Raw genomic sequence first — 16,813 nt, 5'->3', positions numbered from 1 at the left:
GGCCATATGGCCATAATATGGGAGAGACCGAGCTGCGTCAAAGGGACGATATGGCAGGGCTCGCCCCTCAGCCCATCACGCTGCGCAGCGCCACCACCGCCGCCACGCCCACCAGGATGGTGGCGAGCAGCGGCAGGCGGGTGGCGGCGAGGACGGTGACCACCGCGGCCGCGGTCTCGGGCCAGCCGGTGGCCAGCACCATCGGCGCGATCACCGCGGTCAGCACCGCCGGCGGCGCCGCGTCGAACGCCGCCTTCAGCCGTCCCTGCAGCCGCAGCCGCCCAACCAGGAACAGGCCGGAGATCCGGGTCAGGTAGGTGACGGCGGCCATGCCCAGGATGGCGGCCAGGGTCGCCGGATCGATCCTCATGCCGGCACCTCCTCCGGCTCGGCGGCCAGCCAGGCGGCGGCGATGCCGGCCAAGGCGCCGGCCGCGACATGCCAGGGCGGGCCGGCCAAGTGGTAGACCAGGGCGGCGGTGACCAGGCTGGCGGCGATGGTGACCGTGCTGCGATGGCCACGCCAGAAGCCGACGACCAGGCCGATGAACAAAGCGGTGAAGGCGAAGTCGGCGCCGATCCGGGACGGGTCGCCGATCGCCGCGCCGACCACGGCGCCGAGCGTCCCCCAGACCAGCCAGTTCAGGTAGAAGAAGCCGCCCATCCCCAGGAAATAGGCGGGAGTCAGCGCCCGCCCCGCGGCCCGCCGCTCCGCCATCGCCCAGTTCTCGTCGGCCAGCACGGCATAGCCGAGCAGGCGCTGGCCCCAGGTGAAGTGCCCGGTGCGGCGGGCCAGCGACAGACTCATCAGGATGTGGCGGGAGTTGATCAGCAGGGTCGACAGCACCAGAGTCGCCACCGGCACCGGGTAGGACCATAGATCGATGGCCGCGAACTGGGCGCCGCCGGCGAAGACCAGGGCGCACATCAGCGCCATCTCGGCCGGCGACAGGCCCTTGGCGGCGCCAAGCGCACCGCAGAGCAGGCCGATCGGGATCGCCGCGATGGCGGGCGGGAGGATGTCGCGGATGCCGTCCAGGGCATCGCGCCGGAGATCTCGGGTCATGCGGAAGCCGATGCTGGGATCAGAGGTGGAAGCCGGCCCGGTAGGCGCCAGGGGCGACGCCGAGCCGCGCCTTGAAGGCATGGGTCAGATGGGCCTGGTCGTAGAAGCCGGTGGCGGCCGCGACCTCGGCCGGCGCCTCCCCCGCCCGCAGCCGGCGCCGGGCGGCCTGGACGCGCAGGCTCAGCAGATAGGCGTGCGGCGTCATCCGCAGCTCGCGCCGGAAGGCGCGGATCAGGTGGTGGCGGGACAGCCCGGCCGCGGCCGCGAAATCGTCGAGCGACAACTCCTCGGCATAGCGGTCGCGCATCAGCTCGGTCACCCGGGCGATCCGGCCCGAATCCGATGGCGCTTCGGCCGGGCGGAAGGCCGCGTGGCGGATCAGGCAGCGGCCATAGGCGCGCAGCAGCAGCTCGTCCATCGCCAGGGCGTCGCCCCGGGCCTGGGCGGCGAAGGCCTCGGCGAACAAGGCCACGGTGTCGGGGTCGTGCACCACCGGCTCGGGGAAGAACGGGGTCCCGGTCACCGGCTGACCGGCGATCTCCGACGCCATGCGCCGCATCAGCTCGACCGAGGGGTAGGTCATGCGGTAGCGGTAGCCGGCGCCGTAGGGCTCACCGTCATGCACGTCCTCGGGATTCACCAGGCAGAGATCGCCCGGGCCGCCATAGCGCTGGATGCCACGGGCCAGCCACGTCTCGCAGCCGGCGAAGATGCCACCGACAGCGTAGGTCTCGTGCATGTGCAGGGCATAGCGATGGGTGCGGAACGTCGCCTCCAGGCATTCYAGCCCGTCGAAGCCCGAGGCCGTGAAGAACCGCGCCCGCTCGCTGCCCGCGAGCGGCTCGGCCGCCATCGCCTGTTCCTGGGTGACGTTGTCCATCGGCCCGATCATAGGGCCGGGGCCGGACGCGTCTTGTAGAAAATCGGCATATCGGGACGGGCCCCGCTTTGCATCGTCACGACCGATACACCGATCAGGCATTGGCCGAAGGATGCCCGCCGGCGCGATAGTCTGCCGGTACCACAGGGAACGACCGCCATGAGCACGATCACGGAAGCGCAGTCCTGGAGCGCCGAGGGCTATGCCCGCAATGCGCGCTTCGTCGCCGATCTGGGGCAGCCGGTGCTCGAGCTGCTGGCGCCGCGGCCGGGCGAGCGCATCCTCGATCTCGGCTGCGGCGACGGCGCCCTGACGGCCAAGCTGGTCGCGGCCGGCGCCACGGTGGTCGGCGCCGACGCCTCGGCCGAGCTGGTGGCGGCCGCCCGCGCCCTGGGGCTCGACGCGCGCATCGCCGATGGCCAGGCGCTGGCCTTCGGGCCCGAGTTCGACGCCGTGTTCAGCAACGCCGCGCTGCACTGGATGCGGCAGCCCGATGCCGTGATCGCCGGCGTCCGGCGGGCGCTGAAGCCGGCCGGACGCTTCGTCGGCGAGTTCGGCGGCCACGGCAATGTCGCGGCGATCGTGACGGCACTGGTCGCGGCGCTGAACGCCCGCGGCCTGGATGGCGCCGCCCGGATCCCCTGGTTCTTCCCGACCCCGGCCGAATATGCGGCGAAGCTGCAGGCGCAGGGCTTCCGGGTCGACAGCATCGGCCTGGTGCCGCGGCCGACGCCGCTGCCCACCGGCATGCGCGGCTGGCTCGACACCTTCGCCAACCCGCTGCTCGACGGCATCGCCGGTGCGGCCCGGGCCGAGATCCTGGATGAGGTCGAGGCGCTGCTGGCGCCCAGCCTGCGCGACCAGTCCGKCGCTTGGAGCGCCGACTACGTCCGGCTGCGCTTCGCCGCGGCCCTGGCATCATGACCGCCGCGGCGGCAAAGGCCGCGAGCGGCCGGCGCGGCGAGGCGGTCGGCTATCTGCTGGCGATCCTCGGGGTCCTGGCCTTCTCCACCCGGCCGGTGCTGATCCGGCTGGGCTATGCCGAGGGCGTCGACGCCGAGACGCTGCTGGCGCTGCGCATGGGCCTGTCGCTGCCCTTCTTCGTGGCGATGTGGGCCTGGGCCCGGCGCCGCGCAGCGGGGCCGCTGGCGCCGGGCGACCTGCTGCGCACCGCGGCGCTCGGGATGCTGGGCTACTGGATCGCCAGCTATTGCGACTTCCTGGGGCTGCGCACGGTGCCGGCGGGGTTGGGCCGGATTATCCTGTTTCTGTACCCGACCTTCGTGCTGGCGCTGTCGGCCGTGCTGCTCGGCCGGAGGCCGCAGCGGCGGGAGATCCTGTGCCTGGCGGTGGCCTATGCCGGGCTGTTCCTGGTGCTGGAAGCCGCTGCCGACAGCTTCGACGCGGCCCGGCTGGGCGGCGCCGGGCTGATCCTGCTCAGCGCCCTGGCCTATGCCGCCTATCTGGTCGGAGGCGCCAACACCGTGCCGCGGATCGGCAGCACCCGCTTCACCGCCATCGCCATGATGTCGGCCTGCGTCGCCTGCATCGCCCAGTTCTTCGTGCTGCGCCCGGCCGACCACCTGCTGGTGTCCGGCAAGGTGCTGGGCATCGCCGCCTGGATCGCGGTGGTCGGCACGGTGCTGCCGGTCTGGGCGACCAGCGAGGCGCTGAAGCGGATCGGCGCGGCCCGGGCGGCGCTGCTGGGCGCGCTCGGCCCCGTCTCGACCATCCTCCTGGCCTGGGCCGGGATGGACGAAGGGCTGACGGGGCTGCAGGTGGTGGGGGCGCTTCTGGTGCTGGGCGGCGTCGGGCTGCTGACGCTGCCGCGACGCTGACCGCAAGCTTAAGACAACAAGGCGATGATCGCCGTGATGGCGCTGAGCACGACGGGTACGGCCACCCAGGCGACCGCGACCTCGGACCAGGATATCTGGGCGGACCGGGACTCCGACTTCGAAGCGCACCAGCCGCTGCTCTGCGCCACCGTTTCGTCCGGCACGACGCCGGTCGTTCCGATGATGCTCATTTCTCAACTCCGCGCTTGAGGCAGCGCAGCGCCCCGGCCGGACCATCCGATCGGGGCGCATGCGTGACTATGGCGAAGTCGGAAGGGCGGCGCTGTGACCTAGGGCACAGACGGCCCGGAAAAGCCGGAACTCAGCGCCAGTGGCCCTCGATCCAGACGCCGCGGCTCCAGAAGCCGGGCACCCAGGCTCGGGCCGGCGGCGCAGCATAGACCGTGCGCGGCGGCGGTGCGTCATAGACCGGCGGCGGAGCCCTGTAGACCCCATAGGCCGGCGGCGGGGCCTCATAGACCACCGGCGGTGGCCCGTAATAGACCGGCGGCGGCGGGGCATAGTAAACCGGCGGCGACGCGTAGAGCGGCAGGCCGATGCCGATGCTGACACCGGAATGCCAGCCGCCATGCCATCCGCCGCCCCACCCACCGCGCCACCAGGCCTCGGCCGGGGTGGAGACCATCAGCGGCAGGGCCAGCGCGGCCCCGAGGGCGGCGAAGACCGCGGCACGGCGCGGGGTGACGTGGAACACCTTCAACATGGTGAACACCATCTCTGCTGAACGCGGCACGCCGAAGCCGGCGTGTCTCTCATCCTACACGAAGAGATGGTGTGCCGCCGTCGCGGCCGGCAAGACGGTTTAACGCGAATTCATGCGACGGATGACACGGGCATAACGGCGCCCGTGTCATCCGGAGACTGGCCGTCAGGCCTGGATGGTCTTCTGCGCCTGCTCGCCCAGCTTCTCGATGCCGAGGCGGATGGTCTGGCCGGCCTTCAGGTATTTCGGCGGCTTCTGGCCCATGCCGACGCCCGGCGGGGTGCCGGTGGAGATGATGTCGCCGGTGCGCAGCCCCATGAACTGGCTGAGATAGCTGACCAGGAACGGCGTCTTGTAGACCATCGTCTTGGTCGAGCCGTTCTGGTAGCGGTGGCCGTCGACCTCCAGCCACATGTGCAGGCTGTCGTAGTCGCCGACCTCGTCCGGCGTCACCAGCCAGGGGCCGGTCGGGCCAAAGGTGTCGCAGCTCTTGCCCTTGGTCCACTGGCCGTGGCGCTCGGTCTGGAAGGCGCGCTCGGAGACGTCATTGATGACGCAGAAGCCGGCGACATGGCTCATCGCGTCGGCCTCCGACACATATTTGGCCGGCTTGCCGATGACGATGCCGAGTTCGACCTCCCAGTCGGTCTTCTCGCTGGCGCGCGGGATCTCGACATCGTCATTCGGGCCGACGATGGCGCTGGTGGCCTTCATGAAGATGATCGGCTCCGGCGGCACGGTGGCGCCGGTCTCGGCCGCATGGTCGGAGTAGTTCAGGCCGATGCAGATGAACTTGCCGGTGCCGGCGACGCAGGCGCCGAGCCGCGGATTGCCGGAGACGACCGGCAGCGAGGACGGGTCGAGGCCCTTGAGCCGGGCGATGCCGGCCGGGGTCAGCGCGTCGCCGGCGATGTCGGGCACGGCGCCCGACAGGTCGCGAATGCGGCCCTCGGCGTCGAGCAGGCCCGGCTTCTCCTGCCCCACGGGGCCGTAGCGCAGCAGCTTCATTGGTGTTCTCTCCCTGGAACGCGGGTGTTGGGCGGCCGGAAGCCGCAGTCAGATGGTGATGCCGCCGTCGACGTTGATGGCCTGGCCGGTGAGGTAGGAGGCCTCGTCCGAGGCCAGGTACACGGCCAGCGACGCGATCTCCTCAGCATTGCCGAGGCGACCCATCGGCTGGCGCGCCACGAAGGCGGCGCGCGCCTTCTCGACATCGCCCTGCGCCGCCATGCGGTCATGCAGGCTCGGCGTCTCCACCGTGCCCGGGCAGATGGCGTTGCAGCGGATGCCCTGGCCGACGAAATCGGCGGCGATCGACTTGGTCAGGCCCAGCACGGCCGCCTTGGTGGCGCCGTAGACGAAGCGGTTCGGCAGGCCCTTGATCGAGGAGCAGACCGAGGCGACGTTGACGATGGTGCCGCCGCCGGCCCCGATCATTGCCGGCAGGAAGGCGCGGCACATGTGGTAGGCGGAGCGGACATTGAGGTTGAAGGAGAAATCCCAGTCCTTCTCCTCGCAGTCGAGGATGGTGCCGGCATGGACGAAGCCGGCGCAGTTGAACAGCACGTCGACGGCGCCACGTTCGGCCGCATAGGCCTTGATCGCGTCATGGTCGAGTACGTCGAGCCGGGTTGTCGAGATCCCCGGCACCTCGGCCGCCAGGGCCTGCAGCGCCGCTTCGTTGATGTCGGTGGCGTGGACCGTCGCACCTTCGCGGACGAAGGCCAGCGCCGTCGCCCGGCCGATCCCCTGCCCCGCCGCGGTCAGCACCGCCGTCTTGCCCGCCAGCCTGCCAGCCATGTCTTGAACCCGCTTGTTAAGTCGGACGTATTCCTCGCCCCGAGCGGCGCGCCCGTCAAGCGGAAGCGTATCACCGCTGGTCAAAGCGTAGGCAACAGCGTTAGGAAGGCGCAGCAGTGTTGCTGACGAGCGTGGAGACGACATGAAGCGGACCCGGACCGCGGTGATCGGGGCGGGCTATTTCGGCAGCCTGCACGCCGCCAAGCATGCGGAATTGCCCGAGGCCGAGCTGGTCGCGGTCTGCGACACCGACCCTGCCCGGGCCGGGGCGCTGGCGACGAAGCTGGGCGTCCGGGCTGTGACCGACCTGTCCGAGCTGATCGGCCAGGTCGACGCGGTCAGCGTCGCGGTGCCGACCAACGCCCATTTCGACACGGCACGCATTTGCCTGGAGGCCGGCATCCACGTGCTGATCGAGAAGCCGATCAGCAACACGCTGGAGGAGGCCGACGCGCTGAGCCGCCTGGCCGCCGACCGCAAGCTGGTGCTGCAGGTCGGCCATCTCGAGCGGTTCAACCCGGTGGTGCAGGGCCTGGCCAAGATCCTGGACCGGCCGCGCTACATCGAATGCCAGCGCATCTCCGCCTTCAAGCCGCGCGGCACCGACGTCAATGTCGTGCTCGACATGATGATCCACGACATCGACCTGGTGCTGAAGATCGTCGGCGCCCCGCTCGACCGCATTGACGCCGTCGGCGCGCCGGTGCTGAGCGAGGCCGACGACATCGTCAACGCCCGGCTGCAATTCGCCAATGGCTGCACCGCCACGGTGACGGCCAGCCGGGTCAGCTGGAAGCGCCACCGCACCATGCGGATCTTCCAGCAGGACGGCTACATCATGGTCGACCTCAGCGAGGCCAAGCTGACCTTCATCCGCAAGACCCGCGGCCGCGACGGCCAGCCGGAGCTGTACCAGGAAGAGCAGCAGTTCGAGACCGGCGACCCGCTGAAGCTGGAGATCCAGAGCTTCCTCGACAGCGTCGGCAACGGCCGCCCGCCGGCAGTCAGCGGGCCGGAAGGCCGGGCGGCGCTGGCCGCGGCGCTGGACATCACGCACCAGCTGGCCGATTGGCGCCGGCGATTCGACGGCGGCGACGCAACCGCAAATTGAAAGCCGCAGGGGCGAGGGGGAGCGTTGAAACCGAGGCGGCACGACATCATGTACGCGGATCAAGGACTTACCCCCAGAGATCCGAGCCATGGATGACCCGTATGCCGTGCTGGGCGTGGCCCGCACCGCCAGCGAGGACGAGATCCGGCGGGCCTATCGCAAGCTCGCCAAGAAGCACCACCCTGACCTGAACCAGGGCGACGCGCGCGCCGAGGACCGGTTCAAGGCGGTGTCGACCGCCTATGACCTGCTAAGCGACGCCGAAAAGCGCCGCCGCTTCGACGCCGGCGAGATCGACGCCAACGGCACCGAGCGCGGCTATGCCCGCCGGCCCGGCGGCGGCTGGCCCGGCGCAGGGGCCGGAAGCGGCGCCGGCGGCACGCGCTACCAGCGCACCGACAGCTACGACGCCTTCACCGATGCCGGCGACATCGACGACATCCTGCGCGGCATGTTCGGCCAGGGCGGCGCCCGGGCCGGCGGCGGCAAGGCCGGCGGCAAGGGCCGCGACATCAGCTACACGCTGCGGGCCGAGTTCCGCCTTGCCGTCGAAGGCGGCGAGACCACGGTGACGCTGGCCGACGGCCGCTCGCTCAAGGTCACCCTGCCGGTCGGCCTGACCGACGGCCAGACCATCCGCCTGCGCGGCCAAGGCGAGAAGGGCGGCCGAGGCGTTCCCGGCGACGCGCTGATCGAGGTCCGGATCATCCCCGACCCGGTGCTGGAGCGCGACGGCAGCGACATCCGCATGACCCTGCCGATATCGCTGCAGGAGGCGGTTCTGGGCGGCCGGGTCGAGGTGCCGACGCTGCTGGGCCCGGTGATGCTGACCATCCCCAAGGGGTCGAACAGCGGCGCGGTCCTGCGGCTGAAGGGCAAGGGCGTGCGCAATCCCACCGGCAGCAATCGCGGCGACCAGTATGTCCGGCTGGCCGTCACCCTGCCCGACCCGGCCGATCCGGAGCTGGCCAGCTTCGTCGAGGATTGGGGCGCCCGCCACCCCTATGACCCGCGCAAGGGCAAGATCCGGTAAGGGTCAGGAGACACCGGATGTAGGTTGGGTTCGCGTCTGCCGAACCCAACATCGCGCCGCCCGAACCGGTGTTGGGTTCGCTGTCGCGAACCCAACCTACGACGCTATTCCCATCCCTGCGACAACGACAGATTTGACGCCGCCGCGGGCCGGCGCGATAAGCCGATTCATGCATTCCGCCCCCGCCGCCGCGGCCCTGCGCCCTGCCGCCGCCCCAGCCACGCGCTCCGTCGCGCTGTGGCTGTTCCTGTGCGCCGCCATGGTCTTCGCCATGGCGGTGATCGGCGCGATCACGCGGCTGACCGAGAGCGGCCTGTCGATCGTCGAATGGGCGCCGATCAAGGGCGCACTGCCGCCGCTGTCGGACCAGGCCTGGGCGGACGCCTTCGCCGCCTACAAGGCCACGCCGGAGTACCTGTACAAGAACACCGGCATGTCGCTGGAGGCGTTCCAGCGGATCTTCTTCTGGGAATGGCTGCACCGGCTGTGGGGCCGGCTGATCGGCCTGGTCTTCGCTGCCGGCCTGGCCTGGTTCTGGTGGCGCGGCGGGCTTGACCGCGGCCTGCGGCTGCGCCTGCTGGGCCTGCTGGTGCTGGGCGGGCTGCAGGGGGCGCTGGGCTGGTTCATGGTGATGAGCGGCCTGGTCGACCGGCCTTCGGTCAGCCATTACCGGCTGGCGGCGCATCTCGGCCTCGCCGTGCTGCTCTACGCTCTCATCCTGTGGACCGCCTACGGACTGGTGCTGCCGCGGCTGGGCCGCTTCGCCGGTGCGCGGTCGTTGCGCCGGCACGCCTCGTTCGCGATCGGCTGCGTCGCCGTCACCATGTGCTGGGGCGCCTTCGTCGCGGGGCTCGACGCCGGACAGGTCTACAACACCTTCCCGCTGATGGACGGCCGGCTGCTGCCGCCGCCGGAATCCTTCAGCATCATCCCGGCCTGGCTGAACTGGTTCGACAACACTGCCCTGGTCCAGTTCACCCATCGCTGGCTGGCGATCGGCACGTCCCTGGTGGTGCTGGCCCTTGCCTTTCGCTGCAGCCGCACGCCGGTGGTCGGCTGGGGCCATCTGGCCGGGCTGATGGTGGTGGTCCAGGTCGGCCTCGGCATCTCCACTTTGCTCGCGCAGGTGCCGGTCTGGTTGGGTGCGATGCACCAGGCCGGGGCGCTGCTGCTGCTGGCCCTGCTGCTCGCGCTGCGTTTCGTAACCCGGCCGGTTTCGGAATCGCGGGCCAGATGAGGCCAAGAAGAAAGTAAAGAACAAGCGCAGGGCCGATTCGACACTTTCCTGTTTGCGACTTTTGCAAGGCATGAAACGCGCGCCGGATTCATAGCAGACCCGCGAATTCGATTGCTCAAATGCGGTCGAAACGATACCGTCCACGCCATCACTCCTCGCTGGTGGGAGACGGACGAGAGCGCGCCGTTTGGGCGTGCCTTGTAAACAAACCAGTGACCGGGAAACCGGAAACAGTAGGGGCGAACACATGCACAGCTTCACCAAAATCCTGGCGCGCGGGCTGCTCGCCGCCGCCCTCCTGGGCGGCGTTTCAAGCGCGGCCGTGGCCGAGATGGTGTTCAACAAGGGCAACGGCGCCGAGCCGTCGACCCTGGATCCGCACAAGATGGAAGGGGTGCCGGAGGCCAATATCGCGGCTGATCTGTTCGAAGGCCTGATGACCTACGACGCCAAGGGCGAGCCGTCGCCCGGTGCGGCCGAGAGCCACACGGTGTCGGATGACGGGCTGACCTACACCTTCAAGCTGCGCGCGGACGAGAAGTGGTCGGACGGCACGCCGGTGACGGCGGCGGATTTCGTGTTCGGCTGGCAGCGGCTGGTCGACCCGAAGACCGGCTCGGCCTATGCCTATTACCTGGACCCGGTGGTCAACGCCGAGGATATCCGCAACGGCAAGAAGCCGCTCGACGCCCTGGGGGTGAAGGCGATCGACGACCGCACCTTCGAGGTCAAGCTGAACGCGCCCACGGCGTATTTCATCTCGTCGCTGGTGCACCAATCGACCTTCGCGGTCAGCAAGGCCAATGTCGAGAAGTTCGGCGACGAGTTCATCAAGCCCGGCAACCTGGTCTCGAACGGCGCCTACATGCTGGCCGAGGCGGTGCCGCAGGGCTACATCAAGCTGGTCAAGAACCCGAACTTCCACGACGCGGCGAACGTCAAGATCGACACGGTGATGGTCTATCCCACCGAGGACATCGACGCCGAGCTGCAGCGGTTCAAGGCCGGCGAGCTCGACATGACCTACGAACTGCCGAGCCAGCAGATCCCGAGCCTGCGCAAGGAAAGCCCGGACGAGATCCACATCACGCCGTATCTCGGCGTCTACTTCTACGCCTACAACCTGACGCACGAGCCGTGGAAGAGCAGCCCGGAGCTGCGCGAGGCGCTGTCGCTGGCGGTCGACCGTGAATCGCTGATCAAGAACGTCACCCAGGCTGACCAGATCCCGGCCTACAGCTTCGTGCCCCCGGGCACCCAGAACTTCCCGACCTGGGAGCCGGAGGACGGCAAGCTGACCCAGGCCGAGCGCGACGCCAAGGCCAAGGAGCTGTACGCCAAGGCCGGCTACGGCCCGGACAAGCCGCTGAAGCTGGAGATCACCTACAACACCAGCGAGAACCACAAGAAGGTGGCCGTGTTCATCGCCGCCATGTGGAACAAGAAGCTCGGCGTCGACGCCAAGCTGGTGAACCAGGAATGGGGCACCTTCCAGAACACCCGCAACAAGAAGGAATTTCCGGACATCGCGCGGCATGGCTGGATCGGCGACTACAACGACGCCTTCGGCTTCCTGCAGCTCGAGCTGGGCACCGTCGGCGAGCAGAGCACCTCGGGCTACGCCAATCCGAAGTTCGACGAGCTGATGGCGCAGGCCGCCAAGGCGACCGACCCGAAGCAGCGCGGCGACCTGATGCAGCAGGCCGAGAAGGTGATGATCGCCGACCTGCCGGTGCTGCCGATCTACTTCTACACCACCAAGCACGCCGTCTCCCCCGCCGTGAAGGGCTGGGTGGACAACGTGCAGGACTTCCACCTCGCGCGCTGGATGTCCGTCGAGCGCTGAGGCCGACCCCGTGACGATGCCCGCCCGCCGGACCCAGCCGGAGGGCGGGCATCGACTTTTTCAGCCCCCGGGTTATGTCCGACATCCCGCCCGGGCGAAGGATCCGATGCCATGCTGAGCTATGCCGTGCGCCGCATCCTGGGCGCCATACCGACCATCCTGATCATCATCGCGGTGGCCTTCTTCATGATCCGGCTGGCGCCGGGCGGCCCCTTCGCCACCGACAAGCCGCTGCCGGTCGAGATCAAGCGCAACCTCGAGAAGGCGTATCATCTGGACGAGCCGCTCTACATGCAGTTCGGCCGCTACATGGGCAATGTCCTGCAGGGTGATTTCGGCCCGTCCTTCCGGATGCGCGACTATTCGGTCAACGAGCTGCTGAGCAAGGGCTTCCCCTATTCGCTGCAGATCGGCCTGATCGCGGTCGCGGTCGCCAGCTTCTTCGGCATCCTGTTCGGAACCATCGCGGCGTTGAAGCAGAACACGCCCGGCGACTACGGCACCATGGCGATCGCCATGATCGGCATCACCATCCCGAACTTCGTCGTGGCGCCTCTTCTGGTGCTGCTCCTGGCCGTGACTTGGCGGATCCTGCCGGCCGGCGGCATCACCGCCGGCTGGACCTCGTTCATCCTGCCGATCGTGGCGCTATCCCTGCCGCCGACCGCCTATATCGCCCGGCTGACCCGCGCCAGCATGATCGAGGTGTTGCGCTCGAATTTCGTGCGCACCGCCAGAGCCAAGGGCCTGCCCGAGCGGATCACGATCATGCGGCACACGCTGAAGGCCGGGCTGCTGCCGGTCGTCTCCTATCTCGGCCCCGCCACCGCCGGCATCATCACCGGCTCGATCGTGATCGAGCAGATCTTCGGCATCCCCGGCATCGGCCGCTATTTCATCCAGGGCGCACTGAACCGCGACTATACCCTGGTGATGGGCACGGTGATCTTCTTCGCCGTGCTGATCATCCTGTTCAACCTGCTGGTCGATCTGCTGTACGGCGCGCTCGACCCGCGCGTGCGCTACGATTGAGGACGCGGCGATGACCGACGCCACCATCGGAACCCTTCCGCCCCCCGCCGCCCAGCCGATCAAGGGCCGCAGCCTGTGGCAGGACGCCTGGCGGCGCCTGCGCGGCAACAAGGCCGCCATCGCCAGCGTCGCGATGCTGGCGATCATCGCCATCGCCTGCGTCGCCGGGCCCTATCTGCTGCCCTGGGGGCTGGACGAGGTCGACTACACCGCCTTCACCGCGCCGCCCAGCTTCGCGGCCGCGGATGACGGCACCTTCGCGCATTACTTCGGCACCGAGGCCAATGGCCGCGACCTCCTGGTCCGCACCCTCTATGGCGGCCAGATCTCGCTGATGGTCGGCATCGTCGGTACCCTGGTCAGCCTGATCATCGGCGTCACCTACGGCGCCACCTCCGGCTTCCTGGGCGGCCGCGTCGACAGCATGATGATGCGGCTGGTCGACGTGCTGTACTCCCTGCCGTTCATGTTCTTCGTGATCCTGCTGATGGTATTCTTCGGCCGGAACATCATCCTGATCTTCGTCGCCATCGGCGCGGTGAACTGGCTGGACATGGCGCGCATCGTCCGGGGCCAGACCCTGTCGATCAAGCGCAAGGAATATATCGAGGCCGCGCATGCCTGCGGCCTGTCGAACTGGCGCATCATCCGCAAGCACGTGATCCCGAACACGCTCGGGCCGGTCATCGTCTACATGACGCTGACCGTGCCGCAGGTGATCCTGCTGGAAAGCTTCCTGTCCTTCCTTGGTCTCGGGGTGCAGGAGCCGATGACGAGCTGGGGCGTGCTGATCTCGGATGGCGCCCGCAGCATGACCATCGCCTGGTGGATGCTGGTGTTCCCGGCCGTGTTCCTGGCCGTCACCCTGTTCTGCCTCAATTTCATCGGGGACGGGCTGCGCGACGCCCTCGACCCGCGCGATCGCTGAGCCCCGAGGCCAACGCACAATGACTGCAGCAACTCTCGTGACCACCCCGACCCCGACCGCCGGCACCGTGGCCACCGCTCCCGCCCAGGCCGAGATCATCCTGGCGATCCGCAATCTCGTCACCCGCTTCCAGACCGGCGACGGCGTCGTCGCCGCGGTGAACGGCATCTCGCTCGACATCGCTGCCGGCGAGACCATCGGCGTCGTCGGCGAGAGCGGCTCGGGCAAGAGCCAGCTGTTCATGTCGGTGATGGGCCTCCTGGCCTCGAACGGCCGCGCCACCGGCAGCGTGCAGTACCGGGGGCAGGAGATCCTGGGCCTGCCGCCGGCCAAACTGAACCGGGTGCGCGGTTCGAAGATGTCGATGATCTTCCAGGATCCGATGACGTCGCTGAACCCGTACCTGACCATCGCCCGGCAAATGACCGAGGTGCTGGTGCAGCACAAGGGGATGAACCAGGGCCAGGCGCTGAAGCGGTCGATCGAGATGCTGGACCTGGTCCGCATCCCCGAGGGCAAGCGCCGGATCGGCATGTATCCGCATGAATTCTCCGGCGGCATGCGCCAGCGGGTGATGATCGCCATGGCCCTGCTGTGCCAGCCAGACCTGCTGATCGCCGACGAGCCGACCACCGCCCTCGACGTCACCGTCCAGGCCCAGATCCTGGACCTGATGCGCGACCTGAAGCGCGAGTTCAACACCTCGATCGTGCTGATCACCCATGATCTCGGCGTCATCGCCGGCCTCGCCGACCGGGTGATGGTGATGTATGCCGGCAACGTGATCGAGACCGGGTCGGTGCGGGACATCTTCTACAACCCGCAGCACCCCTACACCGAGGGGCTGCTGCAGAGCATGCCGCGGCTGAACTCCGACCGGCATGCCGAGCTGCCGTCGATCGGCGGCCAGCCGCCGAACCTGCAGAACCTGCCGCCCGGCTGCAACTTCCAGCCGCGCTGCCGCTACGCCCATGCCCGCTGCGTGGCGGAAGAGCCGCTGCTGCGCCCCTGCGGCGGCGACCTCGAAGCCAGCGGCGTGCGGCGGGCCAAGGCCTGCCACCTGACCCAGCTGCCTTTGACCGAGGCCGATCGCGCAGTCATCGACGCCGATCGCGCCGCCCGGACCCGTCATTGAGGCCCGCCATGACCGACACCCTCCCGCCGGCCAATCCGTCCTACGACGGCAAGACGATCCTGTCGGTGCGCGACCTGCGCGTGCATTTCTCGATGCCGAAGCGGCACATGTGGTCCAGCCACCGCGACAGCCTGAAGGCGGTCGACGGCATCAGCTTCGACCTCAAGGCCGGCGAGACGCTCGGCATCGTCGGTGAATCCGGCTGCGGCAAGTCGACCCTCGGCCGCGCCGTGCTGCAGCTAATCCCGCCGACCGCGGGCCAGGTGGTGTGGATGGGCGAGAACATCGCCAATCTCGACAGCCAGGCGATGCGCGAGAAGCGGCAGGACCTGCAGATCATCTTCCAGGACCCGCTGGCCTCGCTGAACCCGCGCATGACCGTGGGCGAGATCATCGGCGAGCCGCTCGACGTGTTCGAGGGCAAGCTGAGCAAGAAGGCGCGCCGGGCCAAGGTCGAGGAGATCATGGGCCTGGTCGGGCTGCGGCCGGAGATGATCAACCGCTATCCGCACGAATTCTCCGGCGGCCAGGCGCAGCGCATCGGCATCGCCCGGGCGATGATCCTGAACCCGAAGCTGATCGTGTGCGACGAGCCGGTCTCGGCCCTCGACGTCTCGATCCAGAGCCAGATCGTCAACCTGCTGATGCGGCTGCAGCGCCAGTTCGGCCTGTCGCTGATCTTCATCAGCCACGACCTGTCGGTGGTGCGCCACATCAGCCACCGCATCATGGTGCTGTATCTCGGCAAGCTGGCCGAGATCGCCGACCGCGACGACATCTACGACAATCCGCGCCACCCCTACACCCAGGCGCTGATCTCGGCGGTGCCGCTGCCCGACCCGGATGCCGAGCGCAGCAAGAAGCGGATCGTGCTGACCGGCGACCTGCCGAGCCCGCTGAACCCGCCCACCGGCTGCTATTTCCGCACCCGCTGCCCGAAGGCGCAGGATCTGTGCGCCCAGGTGGCACCGCAGTTGATCGATGTCGGCAGCCCCGGCCACCAGGCCGCCTGCCACTTCTGGGACACCCCGACCCCGGCCCGCCGCGACGAGGCGGCGTAATTTGCGTTGCCTCTCCCGCTTGCGGGAGAGGCAACGCATCCAACCTGACGATCGATATCGAGCCCAAAGCAAAAAGGGCGCCGGAAAAACCGGCGCCCTTTAAACTTTCCCGGTCCCGGAGGATCAGGCGGCCGCGGCCACCAAGGCGGCAACGGTCGTGAAGTGCTCGACGATCGAGCCCTTGAACGCGGGCATGTCGAGGTCGTCGCGGGCGGTGATCAGGTTGCCGTCGACCACGACCGTGTCGTCGACCAGCTTGGCGCCGGCGGCCTCGAGCGTCTCGCGGACGCTGTCATTGGCGACCACGGTGCGGCCCTGGATCCGCTCGGACAGCGCCAGCAGCTGCGGCGCGACGCCGAGGGCGGCGATCGGCTTGCCGGCATCGGCGAAGCCGCGAAGGATGCGCTTGGTGTGCGGGTTGGCGGCCAGCTTGGCCACGCCGCGCTCACCACCCGGGATCAGGACGGCGTCGAAATCCGCGGCCAGCGCGTTCGACAGCGGCACGTCGACGGCGAAGTAGTGACCCCACGCCTTCTCGTGCCAGCCATTGACCAGCCCCTGCTCGGTCGAGACGATCTTCAGGGCGGCGCCGGCGGCGAGCAGGGCCCGCTGCGGCTCGGTCATCTGGACTTCCTCGAACCCGTTCGACACCAGGATGGCGATCGTCTTGCCGGCGAGAGGCTTGTCGTTCTGCATGTATTATTCTCCCTTGCTGAAGCCGGTCCCGGCGGATCCCCTCCGGATCACATGGTCGCCTTATGGACGCGCACGAGGCGCCGTCCTGCGCTGCGGATCGCGTGTCGCGAGGCAGCGGCGAAACCATGCCGGGATGGTGATTGAATTCGATCGTAGAAGTGGCGGCAGGGACGCCGAAAGTCAATGGCGCAGACCCGTCGCATGGGTGCATTGCACAATGCTGGGGCTCGGTCCGCTTCCGAAGCCCTGCTGCAAGATGCAAAACCGCCGCCCCGGAGGGCGGCGGTCGGAGTTCAACGTTCGGTGAGGCACCGGTCTTAAGTGCCGGCGCTCGCGGATCGCCGCGACGAAGTGGTCGGTGTCAGGCCGGCAGATCGGAGGTTGCCGACATCGCCCGATCCGACGCTCGTCCCATCAGGGCCGCCGC

The 16,813-nt window shown here is 68.7% G+C and carries 18 protein-coding genes; 10 read left to right on the top strand and 8 right to left on the bottom strand.

The window, feature by feature from the left end:
- Positions 1–67: 67 nt before the first annotated feature.
- Genes AB4Z01_RS14185 through AB4Z01_RS14175 form a run of 3 tightly spaced genes read right to left on the bottom strand, consistent with a single transcriptional unit; the run spans position 68 to position 1,945 of the window.
- Positions 68–370, bottom strand: coding sequence for an AzlD family protein (locus tag AB4Z01_RS14185; protein WP_441694605.1), 303 nt, complete (start codon positions 368–370; stop codon positions 68–70).
- The gene (locus AB4Z01_RS14180) at positions 367–1,065 is read right to left on the bottom strand and encodes an AzlC family ABC transporter permease (RefSeq protein ID WP_441694603.1); all 699 of its coding nucleotides are present in this window, start codon (positions 1,063–1,065) and stop codon (positions 367–369) included. Before AB4Z01_RS14180 ends, AB4Z01_RS14185 begins: the two co-directional genes overlap by 4 nt.
- A gap of 19 nt (positions 1,066–1,084) precedes the next feature.
- Positions 1,085–1,945, bottom strand: coding sequence for a helix-turn-helix domain-containing protein (locus AB4Z01_RS14175; RefSeq protein WP_441694602.1), 861 nt, complete (start codon positions 1,943–1,945; stop codon positions 1,085–1,087).
- A 159-nt stretch (positions 1,946–2,104) separates the two neighbouring features.
- On the opposite strand from AB4Z01_RS14175, the gene AB4Z01_RS14170 reads away from it, so the two are divergent.
- Together AB4Z01_RS14170 and AB4Z01_RS14165 are read left to right on the top strand one after the other, a co-directional pair.
- Positions 2,105–2,869: a class I SAM-dependent methyltransferase gene (locus AB4Z01_RS14170; protein WP_441694600.1), complete on the top strand. Its 765-nt coding sequence runs from the start codon at positions 2,105–2,107 to the stop codon at positions 2,867–2,869.
- Entirely contained in the window at positions 2,866–3,783 is a 918-nt protein-coding gene (locus tag AB4Z01_RS14165; RefSeq protein WP_441694598.1) for a DMT family transporter, read from the top strand. Before AB4Z01_RS14170 ends, AB4Z01_RS14165 begins: the two co-directional genes overlap by 4 nt.
- A gap of 8 nt (positions 3,784–3,791) precedes the next feature.
- Here the strand turns inward: AB4Z01_RS14165 and AB4Z01_RS14160 are convergent, their stop codons facing one another.
- From AB4Z01_RS14160 to AB4Z01_RS14145, 4 genes are all read right to left on the bottom strand, one after another.
- Positions 3,792–3,974 carry a hypothetical protein gene (locus AB4Z01_RS14160; RefSeq protein WP_441694597.1) on the bottom strand — a complete coding sequence of 61 codons (183 nt, stop codon included), beginning with the start codon at positions 3,972–3,974 and terminating at the stop codon, positions 3,792–3,794.
- Positions 3,975–4,105: 131 nt separating this feature from the next.
- Positions 4,106–4,537 carry a hypothetical protein gene (locus AB4Z01_RS14155; protein WP_441694595.1) on the bottom strand — a complete coding sequence of 144 codons (432 nt, stop codon included), beginning with the start codon at positions 4,535–4,537 and terminating at the stop codon, positions 4,106–4,108.
- Positions 4,538–4,672: 135 nt separating this feature from the next.
- On the bottom strand, positions 4,673–5,515 hold the full coding sequence (locus AB4Z01_RS14150; protein WP_441694593.1) for a fumarylacetoacetate hydrolase family protein: 843 nt from the start codon (positions 5,513–5,515) through the stop codon (positions 4,673–4,675).
- A 48-nt stretch (positions 5,516–5,563) separates the two neighbouring features.
- A complete protein-coding gene (locus tag AB4Z01_RS14145; RefSeq protein ID WP_429231882.1) occupies positions 5,564–6,307 on the bottom strand; it encodes an SDR family oxidoreductase in 744 nt (247 codons plus the stop codon).
- A gap of 142 nt (positions 6,308–6,449) precedes the next feature.
- On the opposite strand from AB4Z01_RS14145, the gene AB4Z01_RS14140 reads away from it, so the two are divergent.
- From AB4Z01_RS14140 to AB4Z01_RS14105, 8 genes are all read left to right on the top strand, one after another.
- Entirely contained in the window at positions 6,450–7,418 is a 969-nt protein-coding gene (locus AB4Z01_RS14140) for a Gfo/Idh/MocA family protein (RefSeq protein WP_441694591.1), read from the top strand.
- 88 nt (positions 7,419–7,506) lie between these two features.
- Positions 7,507–8,451, top strand: a complete 945-nt coding sequence (locus AB4Z01_RS14135; protein ID WP_441694590.1) for a DnaJ C-terminal domain-containing protein — start codon at positions 7,507–7,509, stop codon at positions 8,449–8,451.
- A gap of 169 nt (positions 8,452–8,620) precedes the next feature.
- The gene (locus AB4Z01_RS14130; RefSeq protein WP_441694588.1) at positions 8,621–9,688 is read left to right on the top strand and encodes a COX15/CtaA family protein; all 1,068 of its coding nucleotides are present in this window, start codon (positions 8,621–8,623) and stop codon (positions 9,686–9,688) included.
- Positions 9,689–9,935: 247 nt separating this feature from the next.
- Positions 9,936–11,534 carry a peptide ABC transporter substrate-binding protein gene (locus AB4Z01_RS14125; RefSeq protein ID WP_441694587.1) on the top strand — a complete coding sequence of 533 codons (1,599 nt, stop codon included), beginning with the start codon at positions 9,936–9,938 and terminating at the stop codon, positions 11,532–11,534.
- Positions 11,535–11,645: 111 nt separating this feature from the next.
- Positions 11,646–12,566 (top strand): oligopeptide ABC transporter permease OppB, encoded by a 921-nt coding sequence (gene oppB / locus AB4Z01_RS14120; protein ID WP_441694585.1) that lies wholly within the window; start codon positions 11,646–11,648, stop codon positions 12,564–12,566.
- Between the two features lie 10 nt (positions 12,567–12,576).
- Entirely contained in the window at positions 12,577–13,494 is a 918-nt protein-coding gene (locus tag AB4Z01_RS14115) for an ABC transporter permease subunit (protein ID WP_441694583.1), read from the top strand.
- A gap of 37 nt (positions 13,495–13,531) precedes the next feature.
- Complete coding sequence (locus tag AB4Z01_RS14110) at positions 13,532–14,629, top strand: ABC transporter ATP-binding protein (protein WP_441694582.1); 1,098 nt, start codon at positions 13,532–13,534, stop codon at positions 14,627–14,629.
- A gap of 8 nt (positions 14,630–14,637) precedes the next feature.
- The gene (locus tag AB4Z01_RS14105) at positions 14,638–15,690 is read left to right on the top strand and encodes an ABC transporter ATP-binding protein (RefSeq protein ID WP_441694581.1); all 1,053 of its coding nucleotides are present in this window, start codon (positions 14,638–14,640) and stop codon (positions 15,688–15,690) included.
- Between the two features lie 123 nt (positions 15,691–15,813).
- On the opposite strand, the gene AB4Z01_RS14100 is transcribed toward AB4Z01_RS14105, so the two are convergent.
- Positions 15,814–16,386, bottom strand: a complete 573-nt coding sequence (locus tag AB4Z01_RS14100; RefSeq protein ID WP_441694580.1) for a DJ-1/PfpI family protein — start codon at positions 16,384–16,386, stop codon at positions 15,814–15,816.
- Between the last annotated feature and the right edge of the window lie 427 nt (positions 16,387–16,813).

The sequence above is a fragment of the Inquilinus sp. YAF38 genome (genome assembly GCF_052113205.1).
GTDB lineage: Bacteria > Pseudomonadota > Alphaproteobacteria > DSM-16000 > Inquilinaceae > Inquilinus.
Note: the sequence above shows the minus strand (reverse complement) of the source record. Positions and strands in the feature narration are given on the sequence as shown.